The sequence below is a fragment of the Shewanella decolorationis S12 genome (assembly GCF_000485795.1).
GTDB classification, from domain to species: domain Bacteria; phylum Pseudomonadota; class Gammaproteobacteria; order Enterobacterales; family Shewanellaceae; genus Shewanella; species Shewanella decolorationis.
The window spans coordinates 545,818-570,573 of the sequence record NZ_AXZL01000076.1; the positions used below are offsets into that span (position 1 = coordinate 545,818).

The 24,756-nt window shown below is 45.8% G+C and carries 20 protein-coding genes and 1 riboswitch; of the genes, 10 read left to right on the forward strand and 10 right to left on the reverse strand.

What is annotated here, in order from left to right; all coding sequences use genetic code 11:
• The first annotated feature begins 14 nt into the window (after nt 1-14).
• Entirely contained in the window at nt 15-1,979 is a 1,965-nt protein-coding gene (locus tag SHD_RS19440) for a bifunctional diguanylate cyclase/phosphodiesterase (RefSeq protein ID WP_023268692.1), read from the forward strand.
• A gap of 194 nt (nt 1,980-2,173) precedes the next feature.
• Here the strand turns inward: SHD_RS19440 and nrfA are convergent, their stop codons facing one another.
• The gene (gene nrfA / locus SHD_RS19445) at nt 2,174-3,577 is read right to left on the reverse strand and encodes an ammonia-forming nitrite reductase cytochrome c552 subunit (protein ID WP_039978751.1); all 1,404 of its coding nucleotides are present in this window, start codon (nt 3,575-3,577) and stop codon (nt 2,174-2,176) included.
• A 241-nt stretch (nt 3,578-3,818) separates the two neighbouring features.
• Between nrfA and narQ the strand changes: the two genes are divergently transcribed.
• Complete coding sequence (gene narQ, locus SHD_RS19450; protein WP_023268694.1) at nt 3,819-5,612, forward strand: nitrate/nitrite two-component system sensor histidine kinase NarQ; 1,794 nt, start codon at nt 3,819-3,821, stop codon at nt 5,610-5,612.
• A complete protein-coding gene (locus SHD_RS19455) occupies nt 5,605-6,234 on the forward strand; it encodes a response regulator (RefSeq protein WP_011621455.1) in 630 nt (209 codons plus the stop codon). The genes narQ and SHD_RS19455 overlap by 8 nt, the downstream gene beginning before the upstream one ends.
• 86 nt (nt 6,235-6,320) lie before the next feature.
• On the opposite strand, the gene SHD_RS19460 is transcribed toward SHD_RS19455, so the two are convergent.
• Nucleotides 6,321-6,695: a YacL family protein gene (locus SHD_RS19460; RefSeq protein WP_023268695.1), complete on the reverse strand. Its 375-nt coding sequence runs from the start codon at nt 6,693-6,695 to the stop codon at nt 6,321-6,323.
• A gap of 181 nt (nt 6,696-6,876) precedes the next feature.
• On the opposite strand from SHD_RS19460, the gene SHD_RS19465 reads away from it, so the two are divergent.
• Nucleotides 6,877-7,842 carry a zinc transporter ZntB gene (locus SHD_RS19465; RefSeq protein WP_023268696.1) on the forward strand — a complete coding sequence of 322 codons (966 nt, stop codon included), beginning with the start codon at nt 6,877-6,879 and terminating at the stop codon, nt 7,840-7,842.
• Nucleotides 7,843-7,896: 54 nt separating this feature from the next.
• Here the strand turns inward: SHD_RS19465 and SHD_RS19470 are convergent, their stop codons facing one another.
• From SHD_RS19470 to SHD_RS19480, 3 genes are all read right to left on the reverse strand, one after another.
• A complete protein-coding gene (locus tag SHD_RS19470) occupies nt 7,897-9,012 on the reverse strand; it encodes a succinylglutamate desuccinylase/aspartoacylase family protein (RefSeq protein ID WP_023268697.1) in 1,116 nt (371 codons plus the stop codon).
• A 1-nt stretch (nt 9,013) separates the two neighbouring features.
• Complete coding sequence (gene lysC, locus SHD_RS19475) at nt 9,014-10,369, reverse strand: lysine-sensitive aspartokinase 3 (protein WP_023268698.1); 1,356 nt, start codon at nt 10,367-10,369, stop codon at nt 9,014-9,016.
• A gap of 143 nt (nt 10,370-10,512) precedes the next feature.
• A riboswitch (Lysine riboswitch) is annotated at nt 10,513-10,687 on the reverse strand.
• A gap of 236 nt (nt 10,688-10,923) precedes the next feature.
• Nucleotides 10,924-11,358, reverse strand: a complete 435-nt coding sequence (locus SHD_RS19480) for a DUF3293 domain-containing protein (protein ID WP_023268699.1) — start codon at nt 11,356-11,358, stop codon at nt 10,924-10,926.
• Nucleotides 11,359-11,944: 586 nt separating this feature from the next.
• On the opposite strand from SHD_RS19480, the gene arcA reads away from it, so the two are divergent.
• A complete protein-coding gene (arcA, locus tag SHD_RS19485; protein ID WP_007644695.1) occupies nt 11,945-12,661 on the forward strand; it encodes a two-component system response regulator ArcA in 717 nt (238 codons plus the stop codon).
• Between the two features lie 354 nt (nt 12,662-13,015).
• Here the strand turns inward: arcA and SHD_RS19490 are convergent, their stop codons facing one another.
• Nucleotides 13,016-15,307: a S9 family peptidase gene (locus SHD_RS19490; RefSeq protein WP_023268700.1), complete on the reverse strand. Its 2,292-nt coding sequence runs from the start codon at nt 15,305-15,307 to the stop codon at nt 13,016-13,018.
• A 298-nt stretch (nt 15,308-15,605) separates the two neighbouring features.
• Here SHD_RS19490 and SHD_RS19495 point away from each other — a divergent pair, with 298 nt between their 5' ends.
• The 4 genes from SHD_RS19495 to SHD_RS21465 all read left to right on the forward strand — a co-directional run bounded on the left by SHD_RS19495 (nt 15,606) and on the right by SHD_RS21465 (nt 19,539).
• Nucleotides 15,606-16,598: a class 1 fructose-bisphosphatase gene (locus SHD_RS19495; RefSeq protein WP_023268701.1), complete on the forward strand. Its 993-nt coding sequence runs from the start codon at nt 15,606-15,608 to the stop codon at nt 16,596-16,598.
• A gap of 642 nt (nt 16,599-17,240) precedes the next feature.
• Nucleotides 17,241-18,281 (forward strand): hypothetical protein, encoded by a 1,041-nt coding sequence (locus SHD_RS19500; RefSeq protein ID WP_023268702.1) that lies wholly within the window; start codon nt 17,241-17,243, stop codon nt 18,279-18,281.
• Nucleotides 18,282-18,283: 2 nt separating this feature from the next.
• A complete protein-coding gene (locus SHD_RS19505; protein ID WP_023268703.1) occupies nt 18,284-18,697 on the forward strand; it encodes a hypothetical protein in 414 nt (137 codons plus the stop codon).
• Nucleotides 18,698-18,705: 8 nt separating this feature from the next.
• Nucleotides 18,706-19,539, forward strand: coding sequence for a hypothetical protein (locus SHD_RS21465; RefSeq protein WP_023268704.1), 834 nt, complete (start codon nt 18,706-18,708; stop codon nt 19,537-19,539).
• A gap of 524 nt (nt 19,540-20,063) precedes the next feature.
• Here the strand turns inward: SHD_RS21465 and SHD_RS19515 are convergent.
• The 3 genes from SHD_RS19515 to hchA all read right to left on the reverse strand — a co-directional run bounded on the left by SHD_RS19515 (nt 20,064) and on the right by hchA (nt 22,370).
• Nucleotides 20,064-20,633: a DUF7010 family protein gene (locus SHD_RS19515; RefSeq protein WP_023268705.1), complete on the reverse strand. Its 570-nt coding sequence runs from the start codon at nt 20,631-20,633 to the stop codon at nt 20,064-20,066.
• A gap of 162 nt (nt 20,634-20,795) precedes the next feature.
• A complete protein-coding gene (locus tag SHD_RS19520; protein WP_023268706.1) occupies nt 20,796-21,503 on the reverse strand; it encodes a PA1136 family autoinducer-binding transcriptional regulator in 708 nt (235 codons plus the stop codon).
• 6 nt (nt 21,504-21,509) lie between these two features.
• A complete protein-coding gene (gene hchA, locus SHD_RS19525; protein WP_023268707.1) occupies nt 21,510-22,370 on the reverse strand; it encodes a glyoxalase III HchA in 861 nt (286 codons plus the stop codon).
• Between the two features lie 392 nt (nt 22,371-22,762).
• Between hchA and SHD_RS19530 the strand changes: the two genes are divergently transcribed.
• Nucleotides 22,763-23,251, forward strand: a complete 489-nt coding sequence (locus SHD_RS19530) for a TIGR00645 family protein (protein ID WP_023268708.1) — start codon at nt 22,763-22,765, stop codon at nt 23,249-23,251.
• A 45-nt stretch (nt 23,252-23,296) separates the two neighbouring features.
• Here the strand turns inward: SHD_RS19530 and SHD_RS19535 are convergent, their stop codons facing one another.
• A complete protein-coding gene (locus tag SHD_RS19535; protein WP_023268709.1) occupies nt 23,297-24,547 on the reverse strand; it encodes a dicarboxylate/amino acid:cation symporter in 1,251 nt (416 codons plus the stop codon).
• Nucleotides 24,548-24,756: the final 209 nt, after the last annotated feature.

Genomic DNA, 24,756 nt, shown 5'->3' on the forward strand with positions numbered 1-24,756 from the left:
ATGGATGAACCGCTATGCCCTACCACTTCGCACTCCAACAGGATCAAAAAGAGCGGTTGTACGCCGACTTAGGTATTGATGCAAACAAGATAATGGTGCCGCCAAACATGCTTGAAAATTGGCAACAAACCTTAGATTTAATATCGGAGATCGTTGATACCCCAGCCGTACTCATTATGCGGGTTCATCCTACGGAAATTGAAGTTTTTGCCTCAAGCCATAGCCAAGGAAACCCCTACAAACCTCAAGATAGAGAACATTTGGGGCATGGGCTTTACTGCGAAACCGTGATGAAAGAGTGCCGGGAGCTCCATATTCCTAACGCATTAAAGGATGCAAATTGGGATAAAAATCCCGATATAAAACTGGGGATGATAGCCTACTGTGGCCTGCCACTGCATTGGCCCGATAACACGACTTTCGGCACTATTTGTATGCTAGACAATAAAGAACGCAACTACAGCCAACAGTTCCGCAGTCTGCTGGCAAGGTTTCAGAATGCTATCGAAACTAATCTAATTACTTTATACCAACAGGCAAAATTACAGCTACATAACCAGCAACTCGAAGTAAAAGTGCAACAACGAACCCACGAATTAGCTGAATTGAGTGCCAAATTAATTCGCGAAATCGAAACCCGCACCAACACTGAAAGCTCACTTGAGTATCATAAGAGCTACGATCCGCTGACGGGATTACCTAACAGACCCAATTTGATTAATACTCTGGCGAACATGCTAGAAGACATTAATCGCAAGCAAAAAATATCTGTCTTTTATGTTGGCTTACGGAATTTTAAATCGATCAACGACAGCTACGGCTATTTAATTGGTGACAAAATTCTCGCAACCTTAGGTCAGCGCTTACAACATAGCACCTCAAATGACACCTTTATTGCCCGTATTGCTGGAGCAGAATTTGTTTTAGTGCAAGCCAATAATTCCTCTCATACAGAGACGCATAAGTTTATCGAGCAAATCATAAATTGCTGCCACTCCCCATTTGGGATTGCAAATCTTATCATAAGCTTACATTGCTCAATTGGTATTGCCCAAGCGCCTAACGATGGAATTGATGCCGCCCAACTTCTACAAAAAGCGGGAGCGGCCATGACAATCAGCAAAGCAGAAGGACTCAGTTACAGTTTTTTTGATCAACAAACACAAAGCATACTTAATGAGCGCTACCAAATTGAATCCTACTTAGTCGATGCGCTTAAAAAGCATGAACTCAGCCTCCACTACCAACCGATTATCGAACTCAACACCCGCCAAGTTATAGGTGCAGAAGCCCTATTACGCTGGTATAACCCAGTGCTAGGTCAAGTGGCACCAGATCAATTTATTGCATTAGCCGAACGTAATGGCCAAATCATTGAAATTGGCAACTATGTTCTGCACTCAGCCCTAAAGCAAACTGCTTATTGGTGCCAGATATTGCAACAAGACTTTAAAATCGCCATTAATATCTCTCCAGTGCAAATGCGTAATCCTCGCTTTGGTGAACATATCGCCGAGCTTTTGACCCTATATCAATTACCCGCAACCGCTCTTGAGCTAGAGATTACAGAGGGAATGCTGCTACAGGATGAGCACATAGCCCATCATGCGATTTCGCAACTACAGGAACTGGGGGTTCATATTTCACTCGATGACTTCGGTACCGGTTACTCTTCACTGAGTTATCTGCAAAAGTATTCCTTCGATACTTTGAAAATCGATCGCTGTTTTATCAGCAAACTCGAACATAGCGAGCAAGCACGAGAGCTCACTAAAGCTATGATTGCGATAGGGAAAAAACTTAAACTAAAAGTCATTGCAGAAGGCGTTGAAAATACCTTTCAGGACACATTTATTTGCAATGATGACTGTAATTACGGACAAGGCTATCTCTATGGCAAACCCGTTACGCCAGAACAGTTTGAACATGACTTTATTCGACGTCAGTCAACGCCATTTTATAAAACTGAGCCAAATTAATAGCCGTTATACGCACGAGTACAGTAATAATACCAATCACATTAAACATCCAATTAATTCAAAGCATTAGCCTTGCATAAAGCCCGTTAACTCCCGCTGAATGAACAAATATTTAATACGATTGGTATAAAAAGCCCCCGTAACCTGAGTTACGGGGGCTTTGCTATGAGGGGTTAGCTCATATTCAAGAATATTTACTTATAAGTTGCTTCGCGTTTTTTCGCTTCAGCATCCCACTTAGGTAATGTGTCTTTCTTGAATGCTTCTTTCTCTGCATTCATCTTGTCCATATCCATACCTAGTGCAGCTTGAGCTTTCGCTTTGGTAGAGATATCTGGGATAGCAACTGGATCTGTTAAACCTTTTTTCGCTAACAATTGTGCCAACTTAACTCGAGCATCGGCCGCTTTATTAACTGACGTACCCAACACTCGTAGCGCTTCTTCAGGAGCGTGAGCCGCAACACCGTGCGAAGCAATGGCGAAGTCCCAGCGCCATTGAGCGTGGCGGATATCCGTTAGGATTGGCTTCATCTCGGCTTCAGTAGCCCCTAATTCCCATGCTTTAGCGGCTTCGAAGTGCGCCTTCACTAATTGTTCTTCCGCTTTAAGTTTCATTTCTTTAACTTTAGCTTTGCGCTCATTAGTGACACCCACTAAGAATTCTTTCGTTTGGCTATGGCAAGTTGCACAGGTTTCTTCGAAACGATCGAATGGGTTACCGACTTTATGGTCAGTGAACTTCTTACCTTCTGGGCTAGTCACTTTAGGCATATGACAGTCAACACAACTGACATTATTTTTACCATGAATACCCATCTTCCAAGTTTCATAACCTGGGTGTTGTGCTTTTAACATTGGCGTTTTAGACAGTGCATGAGTCCAATCAGAGAACTCAATACCATCATAGTAAACTTCCATTTGCTCAACGGTTACGCCCATATCCCAAGGGAATTTTACGAAGTTCTTTCTGTCTTCTTTCTTCTCGAAATAGTATTCAACGTGACACTGAGCGCAAACCATTGATTGCTTGTCTTTCTTGGATGCTTTATCAAATGGAGTGCCAATAGCCTCCATAGCACGATCAACATAAGGACGAGAAATACGTAATTTTGGGGTGCCTTTTTCATGGCAATCGCCACAGCCAATAGTATTGGTCACTTCTGGACCACCTTTGGCCCATTTACCTTTGAAGTACCCGTCTTCACCTTGCTCTTCGATTAAGCGAGGTACGTCTGGGCTCTTACAGCTCCAACAGGCCATTGGCATTGGGCCGTCTTCAGCATTGGCTGGAGCGCCTGTACGCAGAGTATTACGCACATCAGTCACGGCATACATATGGCCGCGAGGTGCGTTGTAATCTTTAGCAAAACCATAACCCGCCCACAGAATAACCATATTAGGATCCTGTGCTAACGCATCAACTAGCTCTTCACTCTTTGCAGTGTCATGCCAGCTATTATATTGATTTTTAAATTTATCTTTATAAACTTCATTGCGAGGCTCAGTTTTATCACTCGCCATCGCACTCGCCGCCATGAAGCTCGCGGCAACCAATGCACTCAGTGCAAAGGACTTACCTGTCATCTTCTTCATCATCTCATCTCCGTGTTGCATTATTTTAATAAATCACGACATCTCCAGCGCCAAAGTTAGTGGCTTAACCCCTCCAAAGACATACCCCTTAGGAGGTATCTGGAGCGAAGTTTGCGCTAGATCAAAATGTAATAGTGTTGTTGTTCACACTTTTATGTTTTTGTTAATGTAGTACATTATTTTCTAATGTAAAACACGACTAAAGTGCTATTAAATCAACGGCCATATATTAGGTAATGGACATATGAAACGAGGCAGCCTTACCTCAAAAATTTTGGGTTTAATGTTAGTACTGATTTTACTTTCCAGCAGCCTAGCCATCTTCGCAATCATCAATTTGTCTTACAGTTTAGGCGATGCAAAGGCCATCAACGCCTCGGGTTCACTGCGGATGCAAAGTTACCGGCTGATGTTTTATGCCAATTCCGGCAGTGACGCCGCCCAAGAGAAAATTACCGAGTTTGAAAATACCTTGCATTCCGAGGCATTGCAACCCTCCACGGGTTGGCTTAGCCCGAAAAAGATCGCCGAACAGTATCAACTCGTTATCGATAAATGGCTGGTGATGAAGTACTACATTGAGCAGGAAAACTCCCGCGATTACGCCGCCTCGCTTAAAGACTTTGTCGATACCATTGATTTGTTGGTGTTAGAAATGGAGCACCACGCTGCCTTTAAGCTGCGCCTACTCGCCGCGAGTCAGATTTTTGGACTCGGACTGATGCTCGCCATCGCCTTTTTAGCGGTACGTTTTACCAAGCGAAAAGTCGTAGTGCCCTTGCAGCAGTTAATGGAATCGGCCAACACCATTTCAAAGGGTAACTTCGAGATAGAAATGCCCGAGACCGAATATATTGAACTCACCGCCCTAACCCATGCGCTGCAAAAAACCGCCCGCGAGCTCGCGACCCTGTATGGCAACTTAGAATCTCAAGTCGCCGAGAAGACTCTTGCGCTCACCAGAGCAAACAATGAACTCGCCTTTTTATACGATAACCTTTTGACTCTTAATGCGAAAAAATTGGACTACAAGGCGCTCAAGGCCGCGTTGAATAAGTTAAAGGATTATGAGTCTATCGACTATTTAAGGCTGATTATTCAGTACCCAGAGCAGGAACTCGAAGTCGTCGAAGCCGATGGTGGCTGGCCGGAAGATGCCCAGCACAGCACCCGTTTCCCACTGCAATTTGAACAGGCTGACTTAGGTTACTTAGAACTGATTTCGGCGCAGGATACCAATACGCCGCTGTTTAAAAACTTCGCCATCATGCTCACTCGCTCCATCGTTATCCATAACGCCACCGAGCAGCGACAACAACTGGCCTTGATGGAGGAGCGCGGAGTAATTGCTAGGGAATTGCACGACTCCCTCGGCCAAGTACTGTCATTCCTCAAAATCCAAATTAGTTTGCTACGCAAAAACTTAGACCATAGTTGCCGCAGCCCCGCGGTAGAGAGTCAACTGACGGAAATCAATGAAGGCGTCAGTACAGCCTACGTACAGCTCAGGGAGTTATTATCCACTTTCAGATTAACCATTAAGGAACCGAATCTGAAGAACGCGATGGAAGCCATGCTCGAGCAACTCAGGGCCAATACCGATATCAAGATCCATCTCGATTACAAACTTTCGCCCCAATGGCTCGAGGCGAAGCAGCATATTCACATTCTGCAGATCACCCGTGAGGCCACACTCAACGCCATCAAGCATGCCAATGCCAGCCTGATCAATATTCGCTGTTATAAAGATGACAATGGCATGGTCAATATCAGTGTGAGCGATAACGGCATAGGAATTGGTTATCTTAAGGAGCGAGATCAACACTTTGGCATAGGGATCATGCACGAGCGCGCCAGTAAATTAGCGGGCACTGTTGTATTTAGCAGTAATGATACGCACACTAATAGCAAGGGAATTGCAGAACAAGATCAACAAATCCCTGGCACTCCCTCAGAGTCCAATAACGCATCACATTTGTCACAGGGAACCAAAGTCACTTTAGTTTTCCCTTCCCAACAGGAGCCTACACATGGGTAAGCCTTATTCTGTCCTCGTGGTCGATGACCATCCTCTCCTTCGCAAAGGGATCTGCCAACTGATCGCCTCCGATCCGGATTTTAGTCTCTTCGGTGAAGTCGGCGGTGGCTTGGATGCCTTAAGCGCCGTCGCCACCGATGAGCCCGATATTGTACTGCTCGATCTGAATATGAAGGGAATGACAGGACTCGATACCCTCAACGCTATGCGACAAGAAGGCGTTACCTCACGGATAGTGATCCTCACCGTGTCGGATGCCAAACAAGATGTGATCCGACTACTGCGTGCGGGCGCCGACGGATACTTGCTGAAAGATACCGAGCCGGATCTGCTGCTCGATAAGCTCAAAAATGCCATGTTGGGCCACAGAGTGATCAGCGATGAGGTTGAAGAATATCTGTACGAGCTTAAAAATGCCGCCGATGAGCAGGAATGGATTTCAAGCCTCACGCCAAGGGAGCTACAGATCCTGCAACAGCTGGCAGAAGGGTTAAGCAACCGGATGATTTCAGAGCACTTACATATCAGTGAAGGCACGGTAAAAGTGCATGTTAAAAACCTGCTGCGTAAGGCCAATGCCAAGTCGAGAACCGAAATGGCGGTAAGGTATTTGAACAACTGATACAGAAACCTCCTGATACCAAGCGAAGATAAAAATAAAGGCAATCAATCGATTGCCTTTATTAACTACCGAAATTGAAAGCAGAGCTACCGCCCCGTTTGCACAAATTGATACCAACTTAACAGGGCTTCCTCTAAATCCTCTAAGCCACAATAGGCTTCCGATTCCGCATCGTAGAGGGACATCGATTCCTCGAGTTCAAACTCTTGCTCAAATCCTAAAGCATTGGCATAAATGCGCGCCTGTTCTTCATCCAGATCCAGGGTGAGATCGCCGCCGATTAACCGCCAAGAATCACGCTTACCTGCCTGAATTTCTTTGATAATATCGAGCACCTGTTGAATTTTGGCTAACTCTGGCCCCAACTCCTCAGTAAACCATTGGCCCAGCACTTCATGGTCCATACTAAAGCTGGCTAAATAAGTGCCCGTCAAACTGTTACGCCGAAATTCGTATTCCATTTTATCTTCTCAATGCATTACCACTTAAGGCTAATTTTAATCTATTTCATCGTAACTTGCTTGGCCAGCAATTTAGCCTCACCAAGGGCTGCGATTGTCAGCACAAAGCTCGCCTAGGCTTCATTTTCACAACGAAATCAGTTAGCTTGAAGCCATGATTTAGCAAGAGATGGAATGCGTAATGCACGATGGATTTATCTACAGCTTAGTGCTTAGCGGCGCGCGCGCGGGGTCAACCTTAACCCCAGAAGAACTTGAAACCTGGGATCCTACAGATGGACTGATCTGGATACACCTTCGTTATCGCCACAAAAAAGCCCGCCACTGGGTGCTAAACAGCGGCTTGAATAAAGTCGAAAGCGACGCCCTGCTCGCCCAGGATACTCGCCCGCGGGCCGTACTGGCTGGCGAAGGCGTCTTGCTGGCCCTGCGCGGGGTAAACTTAAACCCCAATTCAGCGCCAGAAGACATGGTCGCAGTGCGTATTTACGCGGATAAACAACGAATTATCTCAACCTGCGATCGCGAGCTGCTCTCAGTCAAAGATGTTGCCGAACTCATTATGGAAGGCGCAGGCCCCACCACCACGGGAGACTTTATCGTCGCCGTATGTGAAAGGCTCACCACCCGCAAAGTGGATTTTATCGACACACTCGAAGAACAACTGTCTGACTTAGAAGAACAAGTTGTTTCAGGTAATGTGAAAGATTTACGCACAGATATCGCCGAGCTACGTAGGCAAACCGTGGCGCTGCGCCGCTATTTAGGGCCACAAAAAGAAGCATTCGCTAAGATGCTGTCCGATCAGTTTGTGCTATTTAACGAGCCCGAAAGACTCAAAATGCGCGAAACCACGGACAAACTTATTCGCACTATTGAAGACTTAGACGCCCTGCGTGATAGGGCCAATGTGACCCAAGAAGAGTTACTCAGTCAGCAATCTGAGCAATTAAACAAGCGCTTGTATTTCTTATCCTTAGTCTCGGCCATTTTCTTGCCGCTGGGCTTTTTAACCGGCTTGCTTGGGGTGAATATTGGTGGCATTCCCGGTGCGGATAATACCTGGGCCTTTGCGACCTTCTGCGGCATTCTTATCTCGCTGGTCGCCCTGCAAATGGCGCTCTTCTATCGCTTTAAGTGGTTGTAGACTGTAATAAAAAACGCCAATATCATGATTGGCGTTTAGTTTTACCCATTGCCGTTACTGTGGCAATTCAAACAGATTCGTCATGACTTTATAAAGCTCAGTGCCTTGATGCACTGACGCCGAGGCAAAATGGAGTATGGGCACACAATCCTGCGGCAAGCTCAGCGCCGTCAGCTCCCGCTCGCTGCCATATAAGTCAAGGCGCAGCAGATTGACTAAGGTCTCACCCGTCGCAAGCGGCTCTCCCACGGGCGCCACATATTCCACCAACCCCGCCATAGGCGCATGGTACTTTTTGTAATCCTTAAGATAACAGCCAAAACGCGGCATCTTTGCGGGCGCCACTCGCTCGGCGATCACCCCACGATGGCTCAAATAGGCCAAAATGCCCTTGGCATCGACTAAAGCATCCTCAAGGCAAATGCGTTCTTGGCTCGCCAGTTCCAAGGTAAAGGCCGAAACGGCAATCTCGAGATCCCTCCCCTGCGCTTTCGCCACTTCACTCAATTGCCACCAAGGGCAAAATGCCGCTTCATCCATAGCCCCGCCAAAACTATTGGGGATCACTAAGGTATAAGGAATCGAGAAAAACTGCGCCGCAGCAATATCATATTCTGGGCAATACAAATGTTTACAGGATTTAGGCCCGGTATGCAGATCCAATACTATATCCGCCTCGTGTGCCATGGCCTGCAGATTAACCGCTAATCTGTGACCCGTCGTCACGCCCCACTCGTTGCGTAAACGCTGCTGACACGCCTCGACTAAGGTGCTGCGGTAAGCTTGGATAAGTGCGCTATCGCTAAGCTCGGCATGCTCACGGTACCAAGCGGGTAAATCAATCGAGTGATTTAAGTACTCACGGTTCCAGTTTGCCCCTGTGATAGGGTCAAAACGCCCCAGCGTAAACTCGCCACTCTTTTGATTGATCCCCAGCGGATTTGCCAAGGGCACTAAGGTGATTTCCCCTAAGATATCGCAGCGTTCGAGCTGCTTCATCAACTGGAAAATCACCGCATTGCCCTGCACCTCGGCGCCGTGAACATTGGCCTGAATATACACTTTAGGGCCTGCGACTTGGCCACTTGGCTTAAAGTGGTAAATAGGCAGGGTGAGTGCTTGCCCTGCGGCAAGCTCCCCAATGGTTAAAGACGATGCAGTCGGTTGCATATTACACGCCTTCGAACAGGTTTTCGTGCAGCGCCTTAACCACTTTCGCCGCTTCAGATTCGGCTACCAATACGCACAAGTTATGCGGGCTGGCGCCTTGGCAGATCATGCGCACATTGTGGGGCTCAAGTACTTCAAACACTCGGCGGCAAATGCCCGCGGTGGTGGCAATGCGGTTACCGATAATCGCCACCAGTGCTAAACCATCTTCAACACGCACGCGGCAATGCTGTGATAATTCCTGCAACAGCGCTTCGCTCAACAGCCCTTGGCCGCTCGAATCAGAGCCGGTTTTATCTAGGGTGAGCGATACGTTAACTTCGGAAGTGGTGATCAAGTCCACACTGATCTTATGTCTTGCCAGTGTGGCAAAGGTTTCCGCCAAGAAGCCCTGTGCATGCAACATTTGCAGGCTGTGTAAATTGAGTAGCGTTTGGTCGCGGCGCAGCGCAACCGCGCGAAACACGGGCGCATCTTCAACCTGATGACGGATCCACGTGCCGCCCTTTTCAGGCTCCTTACTTGAGCCGACAAACACTTGAATTTGTTGGCGCACCGCAGGCAGAATCGTCGCAGGATGCAGCACTTTAGCACCAAAAGTCGCCATTTCGGCGGCTTCGTTAAAACTGATTTCGGCTATAGGATGGGCGTTTGGCGCAAGGCGCGGATCGGTCGTGTAAATCCCAGCCACATCGGTCCAAATCTCAACCGCAGAGGCTTTTAAGGCTTCGGCTAACAGTGCCGCAGAATAGTCACTACCGCCACGGCCAAGCGTAGTGGTTTGTCCGGCTTCATCTGAACCAATAAAACCTTGAGTCACAATCACTTGTTCAGATAACAGCGGCAGTAAATGCTCACGAGAGAGAGAGGCAATTTGCTCAACCTGTGGCTCGGCGCGGCCAAAATGGCTGTCGGTTCGCAGCACACGGCGCACATCAAAGGCACTCGAGTTAGCGCCTTTTTCCCGCAATACCGCCGCAAATAATGCCGACGAACACTGCTCGCCAAGGGACAATAACTCATCCATGGTGGCCTTGCTGCGCTGGGATGCTAGCGCTTCGCTCAATACCGCCATACGGCTTAATAGCTTATCCAATGCCGCGGCTACATCGTTGGGGCGACCGAGTTTATCTAAAATTGCGTATTGAATTTGCGCGATTTGCTTTAAGCGCTGTAAACGACCATCGTCGTTCATCGACTCTTGGGTGAGCTCAACCAAAAGGTTAGTCACGCCACTGGAGGCACTAACCACCACTAAACGGCAATCGGGATTGCCCAGTACGATATCGGCGCAGCGATTCATTGCACCGTAATCGGCGACTGAGGTACCACCAAATTTTGCGACAACAAGAGACATTATCGTACCTCCGCAGAAGCAGAAGACACGGCACAAACAAGGATAAGATATTGATTAACTAACATGATTACGCTCCGAACTAACTTCGTTCGAAGAGCCTGGTGCTCAATGATACGCACCCCAATAGAAGGGAAACAGCAATCGTCACCAGAAGCTCTCCACCAATTACAGGTGACAATCGTTAGGATTCAGCCTAAGCGACCGACATAAACATGCAGCAACCACATCTATGCCTCGGCGTTAATCTCCCTCATCAATCATCGCTGGAGTTTGTGCTCCTCTGACTGACTACCTAGTTAACGCTCCTCTTCTGTTCCTTTCCGCCGGAAAGGGACGAAAAAAGTAGCAATAAACCCCTAATGAAGTCAATGCTAATTTCACACACTATATACAAATTCAATAAACGCTTTTAAAAACAATGGGAATTTAAGATGAGTAGCTAAAGCAGACAAGTCAGAAGCTGTAGCACTGAGATGGCGTAAATAACAAAATAACCAACTGAGCCTTACCCTGAGGCAAAGCTTAGTTGGAGAGTCGAAACCGCGCTGACGAGATTAAGTCGTTAAATCGGGCAGTTCGTAAACTAAGCGAACATAGTCGTTAAATCTGCCTAAACACACCTCGGTATGTCCGGTTAAGGTGCAAGGCACTAAACTCACCTCGCCCTTTTCAACCATGTAGATGGCATATTGATTAAACTTTTTCCCTAGCTGCAGCGCCATATTTCTATCCACAAACACCGCCCAGCTCTTTTCCATATGGGATAAATCTGGCGATGCGCCCACCATTGCACGATAGGGGCTACCGATTAATTCAATATCACGGAGGAGTTGGCGGTCGAGTAAACGGTTTTGGCTGGGACTAAGGAGGGTTGAAGCGGGATTATGGGCGGTTATTACGGCAAAGGAGAAATCACAGGATAATGCTTGAGTAAGCAAAAACAACGGCGATTGATAATGCTGCCACAAATCTTGAGTCATGTTGTCCATTGGTAGTCTAGTCGAAAAATGAACCCGCGCTAGTGTAGCAGAGCGCCTCAAAAATCCAAAGAGGCGTGAACTGGCTCACAAGAATTAGAAATACATTAGTTATACTAATCAATGACTAAAGTAAATATCATGGTAAATCAGGCCCTCAACCAGAAATTTGTTAACATTTCATTTGTTAACAAATGCCTAAAACGAGTACAATGTCGCCATTGGCTAGTTAAGCAGATAACATTAAGTTTGCTTAATCTTGACAAGGGTTTGTTAGATTCATCTGCGAAATCACCTTAAGCTAGCCAGACATCTTTTAAAATGTGTTCTACATTTGAGTTAGCATTTAAACATTTTAAAAAAAACAATAGTTAAGGAACTATTTATAACTATTGCTTATCGAAGTTGATACTAGTTACGTTTTAACGTATTACACTTTAAACGTGCACTTTATATACATCCTGACGTGTCGCCGTAAAGATCTTTCCTTTGAAGCACAGAGCAGTTAGAGGAAGTATCAACATTTTATGAATATAAGGATCCGATGTAAGTGGTTCTTATGGTTAGAATAAAATTGGTTAAAATTTAGGTAATTAATATGCAAAATCCGCACATTCTGATCGTTGAAGATGAAGCCGTTACCCGTAACACGCTGAGAAGTATTTTCGAGGCAGAAGGGTATGTGGTCACTGAGGCCAATGATGGCGCAGAAATGCATAAGGCTATGCAGGAAAACAAAATTAACCTAGTGGTTATGGACATTAACCTACCAGGTAAAAACGGTCTGTTGTTGGCACGTGAATTACGTGAAATCAACAACATCGGTCTGATCTTCCTGACAGGCCGTGACAACGAAGTCGACAAAATCCTTGGACTTGAAATTGGCGCGGACGATTATATTACCAAGCCGTTCAACCCACGTGAATTGACGATTCGTGCTCGCAACCTTCTGACTCGTGTGAATAGCGCTGGTAACGAAGTCGAAGAAAAGAGCTCTGTCGAGTACTACCGTTTCAACGATTGGAGCCTAGAGATCAATAGCCGTTCTCTGGTGAGCCCACAGGGTGAATCTTACAAACTGCCACGTAGCGAATTCCGCGCTATGCTGCACTTTGTTGAAAACCCAGGCAAAATCTTAACTCGTGCCGATCTACTGATGAAGATGACTGGCCGTGAGTTAAAGCCACACGACCGTACTGTTGACGTGACTATCCGTCGTATCCGTAAGCACTTCGAAAGCTTGCCAGATACGCCAGAAATCATCGCGACTATCCACGGTGAAGGCTACCGTTTCTGCGGTAACTTAGAAGACTAATCTTCTAAGTCCGTTTGAATAATAAAAAACCAGATCCTCGGATCTGGTTTTTTTATCTCTGCAATATGGCAAACCCTCTGCCCCGCTTTATCACCCCGCCAAACTTGACTAGCTAAAATTGAATAGCCAAGCGTAAATAGCCATCGCAGACTTTAAGCGCAGCGATTGGAATGGAGCACTTACTCACGACCAAGCGCTATCCACAGCCTTAACTCAGGTGCTCGCTAAGGTGGTAGCTAAGGTATTAGCCAAATACCGAGTATAAAAAAAGAGTGAGGTGTTAGCCTCACTCTTGGATAACTGCATGCGCTAGATTAACGGCATACGCTTGGTTAAACAGCGCTCTACTGTGAGTTATTTGCCGCTTTTAAGCTGTCTATCGAGGAAATCCGCCAGCGAGCGATATAAGTGATTACGCACTTTCTCACCGCGCATCGAATGCTTAGAGCCGGGATAATCAATCATCTGGAACAGTTTGCCTTCGTCCTGCAGCGCCTTATACACGCGAGTGCTGTTTTCAAACAACACGTTATCGTCGGCCATGCCGTGGTACATCAATAGCCCCGACTGATAGTTTTTCACATAGGGGAACACGCTACTGGCTTCGTAACCTTGTTCATTATTCGCGGGATGGGCGAGATAACGCTCGGTGTAGTGAGTATCATACAAGCGCCAATCGGTAACTGGCGCGCCCGAAATCGCCGCCTTAAAGTAATCCGGCGCCTTAAATAGACTCATCAAGGCCATATAACCGCCGTAACTGTGGCCATAAATCGCCACATTATTGCTATCGACAAAGGGCAAGCTGCGCAGATAATCGACGCCAACCTTTTGGTCGTTCACTTCCGCTTCGCCCAAGTGACGGTAAATCACCTGTTCGAACTGAGTGCCTCTGTGGGCACTGCCGCGGTTATCCAGTTGAAATACCACATAACCTTGCTGCACTAAGTATTGGGTAAAGTAATCCTGCTCACTCCAACTATTAGTCACCAATTGCGCATGTGGGCCGCCATAAACGCGCACCACCACGGGGTACTTTTTGCTCGCATCGAAGGGCACAGGTTTAAAGAGGCGCGTTTGCAGGACTTGTCCATCTTCCGCCTTGAGTTCTTTAAACTCAGGCAATTGCCACAGACCAGCATAGTCATACAGAGGATGACCAACTTTGACTTGGTTCTGCTCCACCCACGCCAGATGTTGGCCCTTATCACCGTGCAAACTGATCTGAGGCGGCTGGGATAAACTATTGAAATAATCCAGATACACGCTTTGACTATCGGCAAATACCGGATTGTGCATCCCCGCCTCGCTGCTCACGCGCTCAACCTTGCCACCCGCTAAAGGTACACGGTAGAGGTGTTTTTCGATTGGGGTATCTTTACGGCCAGTGAAATACACCCAACCTGCGGTTTCATCGATATATTCCAGCTCATCGACCGCCCAATTGCCCTTGGTCAATTGGGTCTTCAGCTTACCTTTTAGGTCAAACAAATACAGATGATTAAAGCCGTCGCGCTCCGAGGCCCAAATAAAGGCCGATTGTTGCTTTAAGAAGTGCAGGTCATTGTTAAGATTCACCCAAGCATCGCTACGCTCTTTAACTAAGGTTTTCGGCTTGGTCAGCGCATCGAGCGCCACCAGTTGCAGGTCTAATTTTTGTTGATCGCGGCTCTGCCACTGGAAGGATAAATGCTTGCTATCGGGCAACCAATCGACGCGAGGCAGGTAAATATCCTTATTTTTATCATCGCTTAAGGTCACCCAATTGATGGCTTTATTACTTAACGTCACCACGCCCAGTTGGATCTCGACATTGTTTTTACCCGCCGCCGGATAACGCTGCTCGGTAAGCTTAATGCCATCGGCGTAGATTTCATTGCGGGTGACTAACTCAACGCCAGACTCATCGATACGGGTAAAGGCGATGGCCGACTCATCGGGAGCCCACCAGTAACCCGTCATGCGATCCATTTCTTCCTGGGCGACAAATTCTGCCATGGCATTTTTAATCGCGCCGCCACCATCTGTGGTCATGGCCTCAAGCTTTTTAGTTGCTAAATTGAGCACATACAGATTTTGGTCCCGCACGAAAGATACAAAGTTGCCCTTGGGCGATAGGCGAGCATCGGTGGCAAAGCCCTCGCCAATCGGCAGTAAGCTAACGCTGTTATCCGCCAAGGAGAAGTAATACAAATTACCCGAGGCAGGGATCAACAGCGCCTTGCTATCGTCGGCCCAGAAATATTCCATAATGCCTTCGCCATAAATACGTTGGCGCTCGCGGCGGGCCTTTTCTTCATCGGACAGTTCATTGCTCGCCAGCTTATCGGCATTTAGCAATAGGCTAGATTCGCCCGTTTTCACGTCCATCTGCCAGAGATCGTAAAAGTTCTGGTTGTCTTTACGCCCCGCAAGGTAGGTCACCCTCTGGCCATCGGGGGATAACTTTAATCCACGGGGACTGGTGCCCGCCAAGGCAGGCGACGCATTCATGCGCTCGATAGTCAGCGGCGTTGTGCCGCCCTCAAGCGCATAGGCGGGGGTCAATATCGCGCTAGAAACCATGGCCAGTTGACTCGCTATCAGTAGGGATGAGGCGCCCAATGTCACCGAGCGCAGGGAAGAAGCTAACCCATTTTTAGTCATTATTATTCCTTGGAAGCATATTCGCCTTTAGGTGGCGATTAAATAACTGCCGCCATTGTGCCAGAGGCAAAGCCTAAATAAAAAGCGCAGGCAATATACAGATACAAATTAGCAGGCAAACTCCTTAAATTAGCTCAATTTTCAAGATAACCAACATCGCCTTGCGATAACAGATAACGGTAACAACCTAAATTGCGTAAAACCCACAGCAACATCGCTGAAATTGTCGACTAACTGAGTTATTATTCGCGGCAAATAATGAAATTGACCTCAATGTTGAACCCCTAAAGGACCTAACATGCAGACTCTTGCCCAGCACTTAACCTCAAAGGCAGTGAACGAATCCCTCGCGCAACTGATTTTGACCTTAGCCGACACCTCCAAAGCCATCAGCCATGCCGTGCGCCACGGTGCCTTAGCTGGCGTGTTAGGCGCGACCGAACAGGAAAACGTGCAAGGTGAAACCCAGAAAAAACTGGATATCATCACCAACGATATGCTCAAAGATGCATTAAAAGCCGACGGTACAGTGCGCGGCTTAGCCTCAGAGGAAGAAGATCATGTGGTTGAAGTCAGCGCCAATGGTCAATATCTGGTGTGTTTCGACCCTTTAGATGGTTCATCGAATATCGATATCAACTCGCTGGTCGGCACCATTTTCTCTGTCCTGCCCGCCCCTGCTGGCGAGCTGACTGAAACGAGCTTTTTACAATCTGGCCGCAATCAGTTAGCCGCAGGTTATGTGCTCTACGGCCCATCAACCATGCTCGCGCTCACCACAGGCCAAGGCGTGCAACTCTTTACCTTGCACCCAGAAACCAACGAATTTTTACTGACCAACGCGGCCATGAGCATCAGCCCAGACACCCAAGAGTTCGCCATTAACATGTCGAACCAACGTTTTTGGGAAGCGCCAATGCAGACCTATATCGCCGATTTACTGCTAGGCAAAATTGGCCCGCGCGAAAAATCCTTCAACATGCGCTGGATTGCCGCCATGGTGGGTGACGTGCACCGCGTACTTTCTCGCGGCGGTATCTTTACTTACCCAACCGACAATAAAGATCCGAAAAAGCCATACAAGCTGCGTTTAATGTACGAAGCCAACCCAATGGCCCTTTTAGTCGAGCAAGCTGGCGGTAAAGCCTCTACCGGTTATGAAACCATTCTGGATATTCAACCAACGCAAATTCACCAACGCGTTGCTGTTATCCTCGGTAGCGCCAATGAAGTGGACGCTTGCCTAAGCTACCATGGTTTGGACTATAGCGAAGAACCCAATCTGGACTAAGCCGAATCGCTTACATCTTGATTTCTATGATAAAAGCCACTGACCACAGTGGCTTTTTTGTTGTCGCGGAATGCGACAATTTGAGTTTTGATGCGGCTTTACCGCCGGAGTCATTGCGGCCTAACGGCCGAGGTGAATCAAGATCGTGGGGCTTCACCCTCAATCAATTGTGATGATTTGTTTGGTGTATCACTAACAAAGTTATCGCTGTGAATCGCGATTAGAAATTGCGGCCTTACGGCCGAGATGAATCAAAGTCGTGGGTCTTCAACCCACACCCGACCAAGAGGGGATCAACAGCAATTCCCTCTTGGATCTCCCTTGCCGCCCCTAGCGAAGTTACATGCATTAGAGACTGGCCTTGGTCTTATGGATAAATTGCTATCGCTTCCGAAGGATGCGTCCCTGCACCTGCGAAAGCTAGCCGGTCATCCATGACCGGACTCACGCAATTTATTCCAACGCCCCGCGGCAACTTCGCAGGGGAAGGTGAACTGCTGGTGTATTGGTGTTGGCTGCGGTTAACTGAAAAAGATATACATGTTTCATCTTTGAAGAACATTAACACAAAAGTTTAATAGATGGATGTAATTGATTATGCGATACTTTAGGTAACGTAGAAAACTCTAACTGGATTAATGAATGTCTTCAGCAGCAACTGTACCTTCAACAGCTACGCCTACTAAACAACAGGTATTGTTGAAAGGATTAGAAAGCACAGGTGAGCAATCTTTTGCTCGTGTAGTCGGAGCGAATTACGGCTTCCGCATTTCTAATCGCTGGGAGAAAACTGCTGTTAATATTGACGAAGATATAAAGTCAACGAATAGCAAGTACCAAAATTGTACAGTTGATAATTTAGAGAACCTGGTTGATAGAGTCATTATATCGGCTAATCATCATTACACTATTTACAAAGTTTCACAGAAAGATGCAATCCAAATCAGGCAGGAATTGTCAGCCTTAGTTGGACAACCTGTTAACAATATCTTTGCTCAAACTTACCCCGCTTTAGTCGATTTTAACTCCGTTAATCCTGCCGCAGGGGAGTACCTTTGTAAAGTAGCTGATATGGGAGATGGAATTGCTTGTATCTTTGCGTCTATAGTAAAAGAATCGCTACCAGGGTATCGAACTATGACTGCTGGAGTGATTACCTCACAGTACTTTCATACTGTCTTTGTACCTTACGCTGCCGATAGAATCGAGGTTCGGATAACAGATAATGCTCCAACAAGGTACCATGAGAAACACGCTACAGCGATCAAAATTGAATTCCAAAATATTATTGGTCAAAAAGGAGTTCACTACCCAACCACACAAGTGAATTTCTTTAAATGTATTGAATCTTATTTTAATGATCCAACTTCAGGTCGAATAGCGCATGCAATTTTGACTACAGGTCAAGATAGTAAAGATGCGGAATTGAAAAGCTTACGAAGTAAAGATTACTGTGCCAGAACGCAGCAAGTTGTTGATAAAAAGAACAACTTCAACTACGTTTGCCGGGCTATTTTACTTAGAAAGCCCTACACAGGAATCAGTACTGGTGAGATGGATATCAGCTTTTTTCCTCACAAAAACACATGGGAAGCAAATTTTTGCTGGTGCGTACAAGTAAAAAAACCGCAAACAAGTGCAGCTTTGAATTTAATCATTACTGATGCTATAGCGAGAAGCTAATAATGAGTATTGAAAGTAGGATTAAGGAATATTCGGCTAGACTCGATCGGTTGGCCGAGAGGCTAAAAGATGAGGATTCATCTAATGTCAATATATACAGAAATTTCTTAACTTTTGTTTCTGATAATCCAGATCATACTTACTATCCAATAACTAAGTTACTTACTGCAGCCAAGTGTAAAGATGCCAATCAAGCTCTAGATGTGGCAAATTATTTCTCAGTGGGTAGAAATGCACTACTAAACGTTACATTTTGCTATTTTGATTTCGATGGCACTGATATCAGAATTGATAGAGAGTGCTTTATTGATAGCCTCAATAACAATACTCCACCTGTTGAAGATGAGACTGGTTATCCAATAGATAACTTCGAGCCATCGCGACTAGGTTTTTATTGTAACTTGATTAGCGAGTAAGTTGTGACGTGAATAAAACCGATCAAGAGTTGTTTGAAGTTTTAATATCAACGCCAGAAGGTAAAAAGAAGCTTCAACAAATAGCGAAATCTTGTGAAAATCATTATAACGCTTTCATAGATGTCCTATATGCTAGACTGGATACTATCTTTAAAAAGCTAGAAGATTCAAGGGATAAGCATTTTTCACATGATGAAGATTCAATAACCGGAGTTATTGCTGGGCGGCTTGAAGAAGCCGGATATATTGCTACAGAACAAACAAAGAAAAATGGTGCTGTAGATTTAACTGTTCAGCTAGGTGATCATAAGTGGATTGCTGAAGCTAAGATAGCTTACTCAAACAGTAAAATATTAGAGGGATTGTTACAACTACTAACTCGTTATGTCACAAGAGACGAGCACGCTGGATTACTGGTTTATATCAAAAAAAACAATAGTAAAATGGTGTTAGAAGATTGGAAACGTTATTTAGAAGGTTGTGATGGTCTGAAATCGTACATAGCAAATAAAAATCCTGAAGTTAAAGATGATCTAGAGTGCATTCTTAACAATGTGGAAACTACCGATATTAATAATTTCTCTTTTAATTCTAAACATAATCTTGTCTGTGGTTCTTCAATTAAAGTCCAACATTTTTGTGCTGATCTTTATTTTAACCCTGCAGACATTAGTGGTAACAGCAGTAAAAAACAAAGAAAAGACAATGCTATTAATAATTTAGCGAATTTATATTTTGAGCATTTAGATTCAAATAATAGTTTCGATAGTAATAAGTGTATTGAGTTTTTAGAGAGATTGTTTAGAGATTTAGACCCCGACGATATAAGTCTAGACGAATAGGCTCCACGAAATATGGGACAGGCACAACTCTTTTGGGATTTAGAGCCAACACCGATATAACAGAAGTTCACCATCCCCTGCGAAGTTGCCGCGGGGCGTTGGAATAAATTGCGTGAGTCCGGACATGGATGTCCGGCTAGCTTTCGTAGGTACAGGGACGTTGCCTTCGGAAGCGATAGCAATTTATCCATAAGACCAAGGCCAGTCTCTAATGCATGTAACTTCGCTAGGGACGCCGGGGGATTTCCAAAAGGGGAACAGGCGTTTTTCCCCTTTTGGTCGGGTGTGGGTTGAAGACCCACGACTTTGATTCACCTCGGCCGTTAGGCCGCAATCATTCACATACCCACAGCGATAATCTTGCCAATTCAAACGCTAAACAAACCAGCATTATTATCGGGTGTGGGGTGAAGCCCCACGACTTTGATTTACCTCGGCCGTAAGGCCGCAATCACTAAACTTCTACATAAGGTATGGGTTAAAGCCCCACGACTTTGACTTACCTCGGCCGTAAGGCCGCAAGACTAACTTGCAACACAAAGATTTTGCTGAATCTTCCAACGACGTTCCATGAGTGGAATCGAAAAACCATAACACACCACTACAATCAAAGGTTGAAGCTGAAAGCTCAACTCAGGCCATAACATAAAGGCTGCCACGCAAGCCACAGTGCGCACAATCGCATGCACAATGGCCACCTTTTGCGCCGCTAACACGCCGAAAACCAACCACATTAATCCTGTTTGTACAGCAAGGGCGAAGGGCAAGGCTAAATAGTTTTCCATAAAAAAGGGAATACTGATGCTAAAGGTTAAAAAACTCATCCCCATCGCAGCCAAAAACACAGTCTCAAACCAATTACGATCAGCGCTTTTCTTGAAGGAGATATTCTCACCGGTGAGACGTGAGACTCCCATAGCAAGATAGACAATAGAACCCGTGCCGATAAATGTTGCCATCACCATTTGCGATGCTGGCAAAATAAAACTCAAGATAAACAATAGCGTCCATACAATCATGCCTGATACAGGCATAGCTAAAGCACGTTTTTGGCGGTATTCGATAAGTTGTTGATCCAGTGATTGATGTTGCATGATTAAGCCTCCTTGTTGGTATGGCTTAAGTATCCCTGCATCCGCTAAATCACGGCAGTGTGAGTTGTCAGCAATTACGGATGACAAATGTCATCGGTGGGAATTAACAATGGAACAATCGCTGATAAGCCCAGATTGGAACATTGCAATATGCCAGTGGTATTACCCCTCAATATCACCAAGGCGAAGCGCAATACGAATCGCCTCTGCTGTGGTCGCTACGCCCAGTTTTATCCGAATATTGCGTAGATGGTTTTCAATTGTTCTTGTCGAAAGGCCGAGTGCAAGGGCGATATCGCCTTGTCGTTTACCTAATGCAGTCCATGACAGCACTTGCTTTTCACGTTTTGAGAGCGTTTGAGTTTGCGGTTCTTGAGCCTCTAATAGACGACGAGCGGCGGCAAAAGCAGCGCTAGACAACAGAGTTAGCTCGAGGCGAGCCTTGGCGGAGCTGTCGATGGATTTGCCGCCAAGGCTCATTGCGCCCTCTAGGCCAAGGGGACCAAAGAAGGGAATTTGTAAGCCGTGTATACCCGCCCCTTTTGGTGTTTTAACGATATGATATTCTTCGTCTTTACCATCAATGGCCTTGGTCCAAAAAAAGGGTTGGGCAGTTTCCAAGATATGGTGAGTCACGGGGCACTGACGGATATAACTGGTAGCATCGACGGTTTTGCCATTGTCAAACCAATCGCCTTCAATCCAATAAATACGCTCTATGATGCCATCGAGACTCGAATAGGCTGAGAACAGGACAATTCTATCGTAACCATAAAGGTGAGCCCGCTGTCTAAGCCCTTGTTGAATAGCTGAAAAATGGCGACAAGTTTCAAATTCTAATAACAAGCGGGTTATATCATCAGCGGGCATCTTGTTTTACCCTTTTTCAACAGAATTGAGTAAGACCTTGGCCGCGAGTTGGCCTAGGGAGTTACCAGCCAAAGGACTATCTCCTGTCAGTAACTTACGATCCTGATGAGCTTGCCCTGAAATCCCTTCATTAAGGATTTCAAACCCAATGGCTTTAAGCTTTTCGCCAAACTTCCAAGTGAGGTGTCCTGGCATATAACCAATATCTGGTGTTTGGGCATCCATAGCATCAGGGAAAGCAACAATTTGGTAGCCCGCAAACAAAGGGTCATCGCCAACAGCAAGAAATGCAGCAGGCCCATGGCACAATGAAATGATAAATTTATCTTGCTCCATTGCCCATTTGATTACCGCTTTCATATCTTCACTCTCAGGCAAACCGATAAGCGCTCCATGGCCACCAGGTATAAATACCCCTATATAATCAGAGTCTTCACTAAGGGCATTTTGTACAACGTCGGCTAATTTAAGCGGCTGCCTAAAAGATGAGTGATATTTTTGGTATAAACCTTTGACCTCTTCATCCTCCGATGGCATAGCCCACCATTCAAATTTAACGGGATTACCTGACAGGGTGGCTATATCAAATGAAAAGCCTGCTTTATCAAGATGGTACATAGGAAGTAATGTTTCAACAGGATGATTACCAGTTGAGAAAAACGTCCCATTATCCGTCAATAAATAGCGCTCATCGGCGCCAACAAGCAGAATTTTCCAGCGCCCGCCTTTGTACGGGTTGGGGTAATCTGCACCACTGAGATCAGATTTCGCTGCCGTAAATTGACTTAATGAATAAGGTGAAGGGAAAAAAGCATTATCTTCTGCGGGGTCAAGGGTGGGACGCTTATCGTCATGCACTGCCGTCATAGTCATTTCCTCAGCTATGTTAAATTAGGTTTCCATTATAGAGACTGATGTTAAATGCAAAATAAGGGATTTCCCCTAAAAATACAGAATATTTATAACAGTTCATCCACTTCTATAGCATGTCAGACTAAATCAATAGATTTATTTCCTTATTTTCAACATATCTCTATGTTCATCCTACAATGATTCACTTGAAAAATATTTTACTAGCCATATCTTTTAGCTACATTTTTCAGCATCGAATTGTCTGGCATTCGACTAAAAGCTGGAAAATTATTGCGTCCAACTCACGCTATATACTGTGGCGCATAGCACAGCGTTAACTCAGTATGTTATTGTTTTGGCTTCATTGATTTGATTTTTACGCTTTAACCACTAAGGGTTTACTCCATATGGAACAAATATTTGAAAAGCTCATGTATGCATCACGCTGGATTATGGCGCCCATCTACTTGGGGCTCAGCCTAGTGCTATTGGGCTTAGGCATTAAATTCTTCCAAGAAATCTTCCATATTCTGCCGATCATTTTTGAAATGAGTGAAGTGGATTTAGTGCTGGTCACCCTGTCCTTGATTGATATCACCCTTGTCGGTGGCTTGATTGTGATGGTGATGTTTTCTGGCTATGAGAATTTTGTCTCACAGCTAGATGTGGGCGAAGACAGTGAGAAGCTCAGCTGGCTGGGTAAATTAGATTCAGGCTCACTCAAAAACAAAGTGGCTGCCTCGATTGTGGCGATTTCGTCTATCCACCTGCTAAAAATCTTTATGGATGTGAAGAATATCGATAACGACAAAATCATGTGGTACTTGCTGATCCATATCACCTTTGTGTTATCGGCCTTTGCTATGGGCTACTTGGATAAGCTGACACGCAAATAATCAATAAAAAAGCCACTGTAATCAGTGGCTTTTTTATTCTGTTGCTTAAGACTCGCTATCAACCAACTCGACTTGATGGGCCTTTTCGGTTTGATCGACTATGGTCAATACCGCGGTATCGCCAACTACGTTGCAGGAGGTCAGCACCATGTCGATGATGCGATCCAGCGCGGCCACAATCGCAAAGGCTTCAATCGGCAGACCCATTTGATGGATTAACACCCCAATCATCACCATGCCGCCACCAGGCACACCACCCGCGCCAACAGATAACAAAAAGATACTAAACAGTAGCGATGGCAGTTGCTCGCTGGTGATTGGCATTCCGAAGGCATTGGCAACAAAGAAAATTGCAATCGTGATATAAATCGCCACACCGCCCATATTCATGGTCGCCCCAAGCGGCACACCAAAGCCTGCGACGGCGCGATTCACCCCGAGCTTTTCCGTTAGGGTGCGCATGGTTACAGGAATGGTGGCATTAGAGCTAGCGGTAGACAGGGAAAACAGTACTTGCTCTTGGGTTTTCTCGCGAAAGCGCTTGGCCGAAATCGGTGTGAAGAACCCCACCGCCAGCGGATAGACCACAAAAATCCACAGTAATAACAGCGCCAGAATGATCACGACATATTCGAGCACACTCATAAATACCGCCGCATCTAAGGTGGCGCCTAACTTAAACATCAGCGCAAACACCCCATAAGGCGCAAGGCTCATCACCACAGAAATCAGTTTCATCATGATTTTATTGGCGGTTTGAAAACCTTGTACCGCGCCAGCTACATGCTCGCCGAGGGATTTAATCACCCCGCCCAGCATCAGTGCCATAAAGATCACTTGCAGCATATTGCCCGACATAAAAGCCGCCACCGGGTTACGAGGCACTATATCAATTAGCAGCGCCATTAAGCTGGGGAGTTCGGTCGCGGTAATGGCCACACCATCTGTGCTGCTCATATCGACGCCTTTACCTGGGTCGAGCAGTAATACGACTAATAGGGCGGTAGAGATAGCGACCAGGGTATTAACGATGTAAAAGCCGAAGGTTTTGCCGCCAAGGCGGCCAAAGCTTTTTAAGTCCTGCAGCTCACATACGCCGCAAACGATACTGACAAATACCAGAGGCACGACCAACATCATGATCATATTGACGAACATAGTGCCGACGCCGCCAGCCAGTTCGACTAAATTGCCAGAAAAGAAGCCAATATCGTTTAGAAAATATTGCACTAAGGTGCCAAGAATAAGTCCCGCAAACAGACCGATAAAGATCCGTGTCGAAAGTGATTTAATCATGCTTATGGTTTCCCCAAGTAGCTCATCTTTTATTCTTCATCTTCCTTGATGAGCAAAATCGCCATTCCCTTTTCGCTTCAGGCGGGGATAGTGAAACATGCTGGCAGTAAATTCAATGAATAAATTTACTTATTTCATTTTCAATTAAGCCAAACCCATCACAAAAATTTTGTATTTAACTGATTTTTATTAAAAATAAAATTATCGAT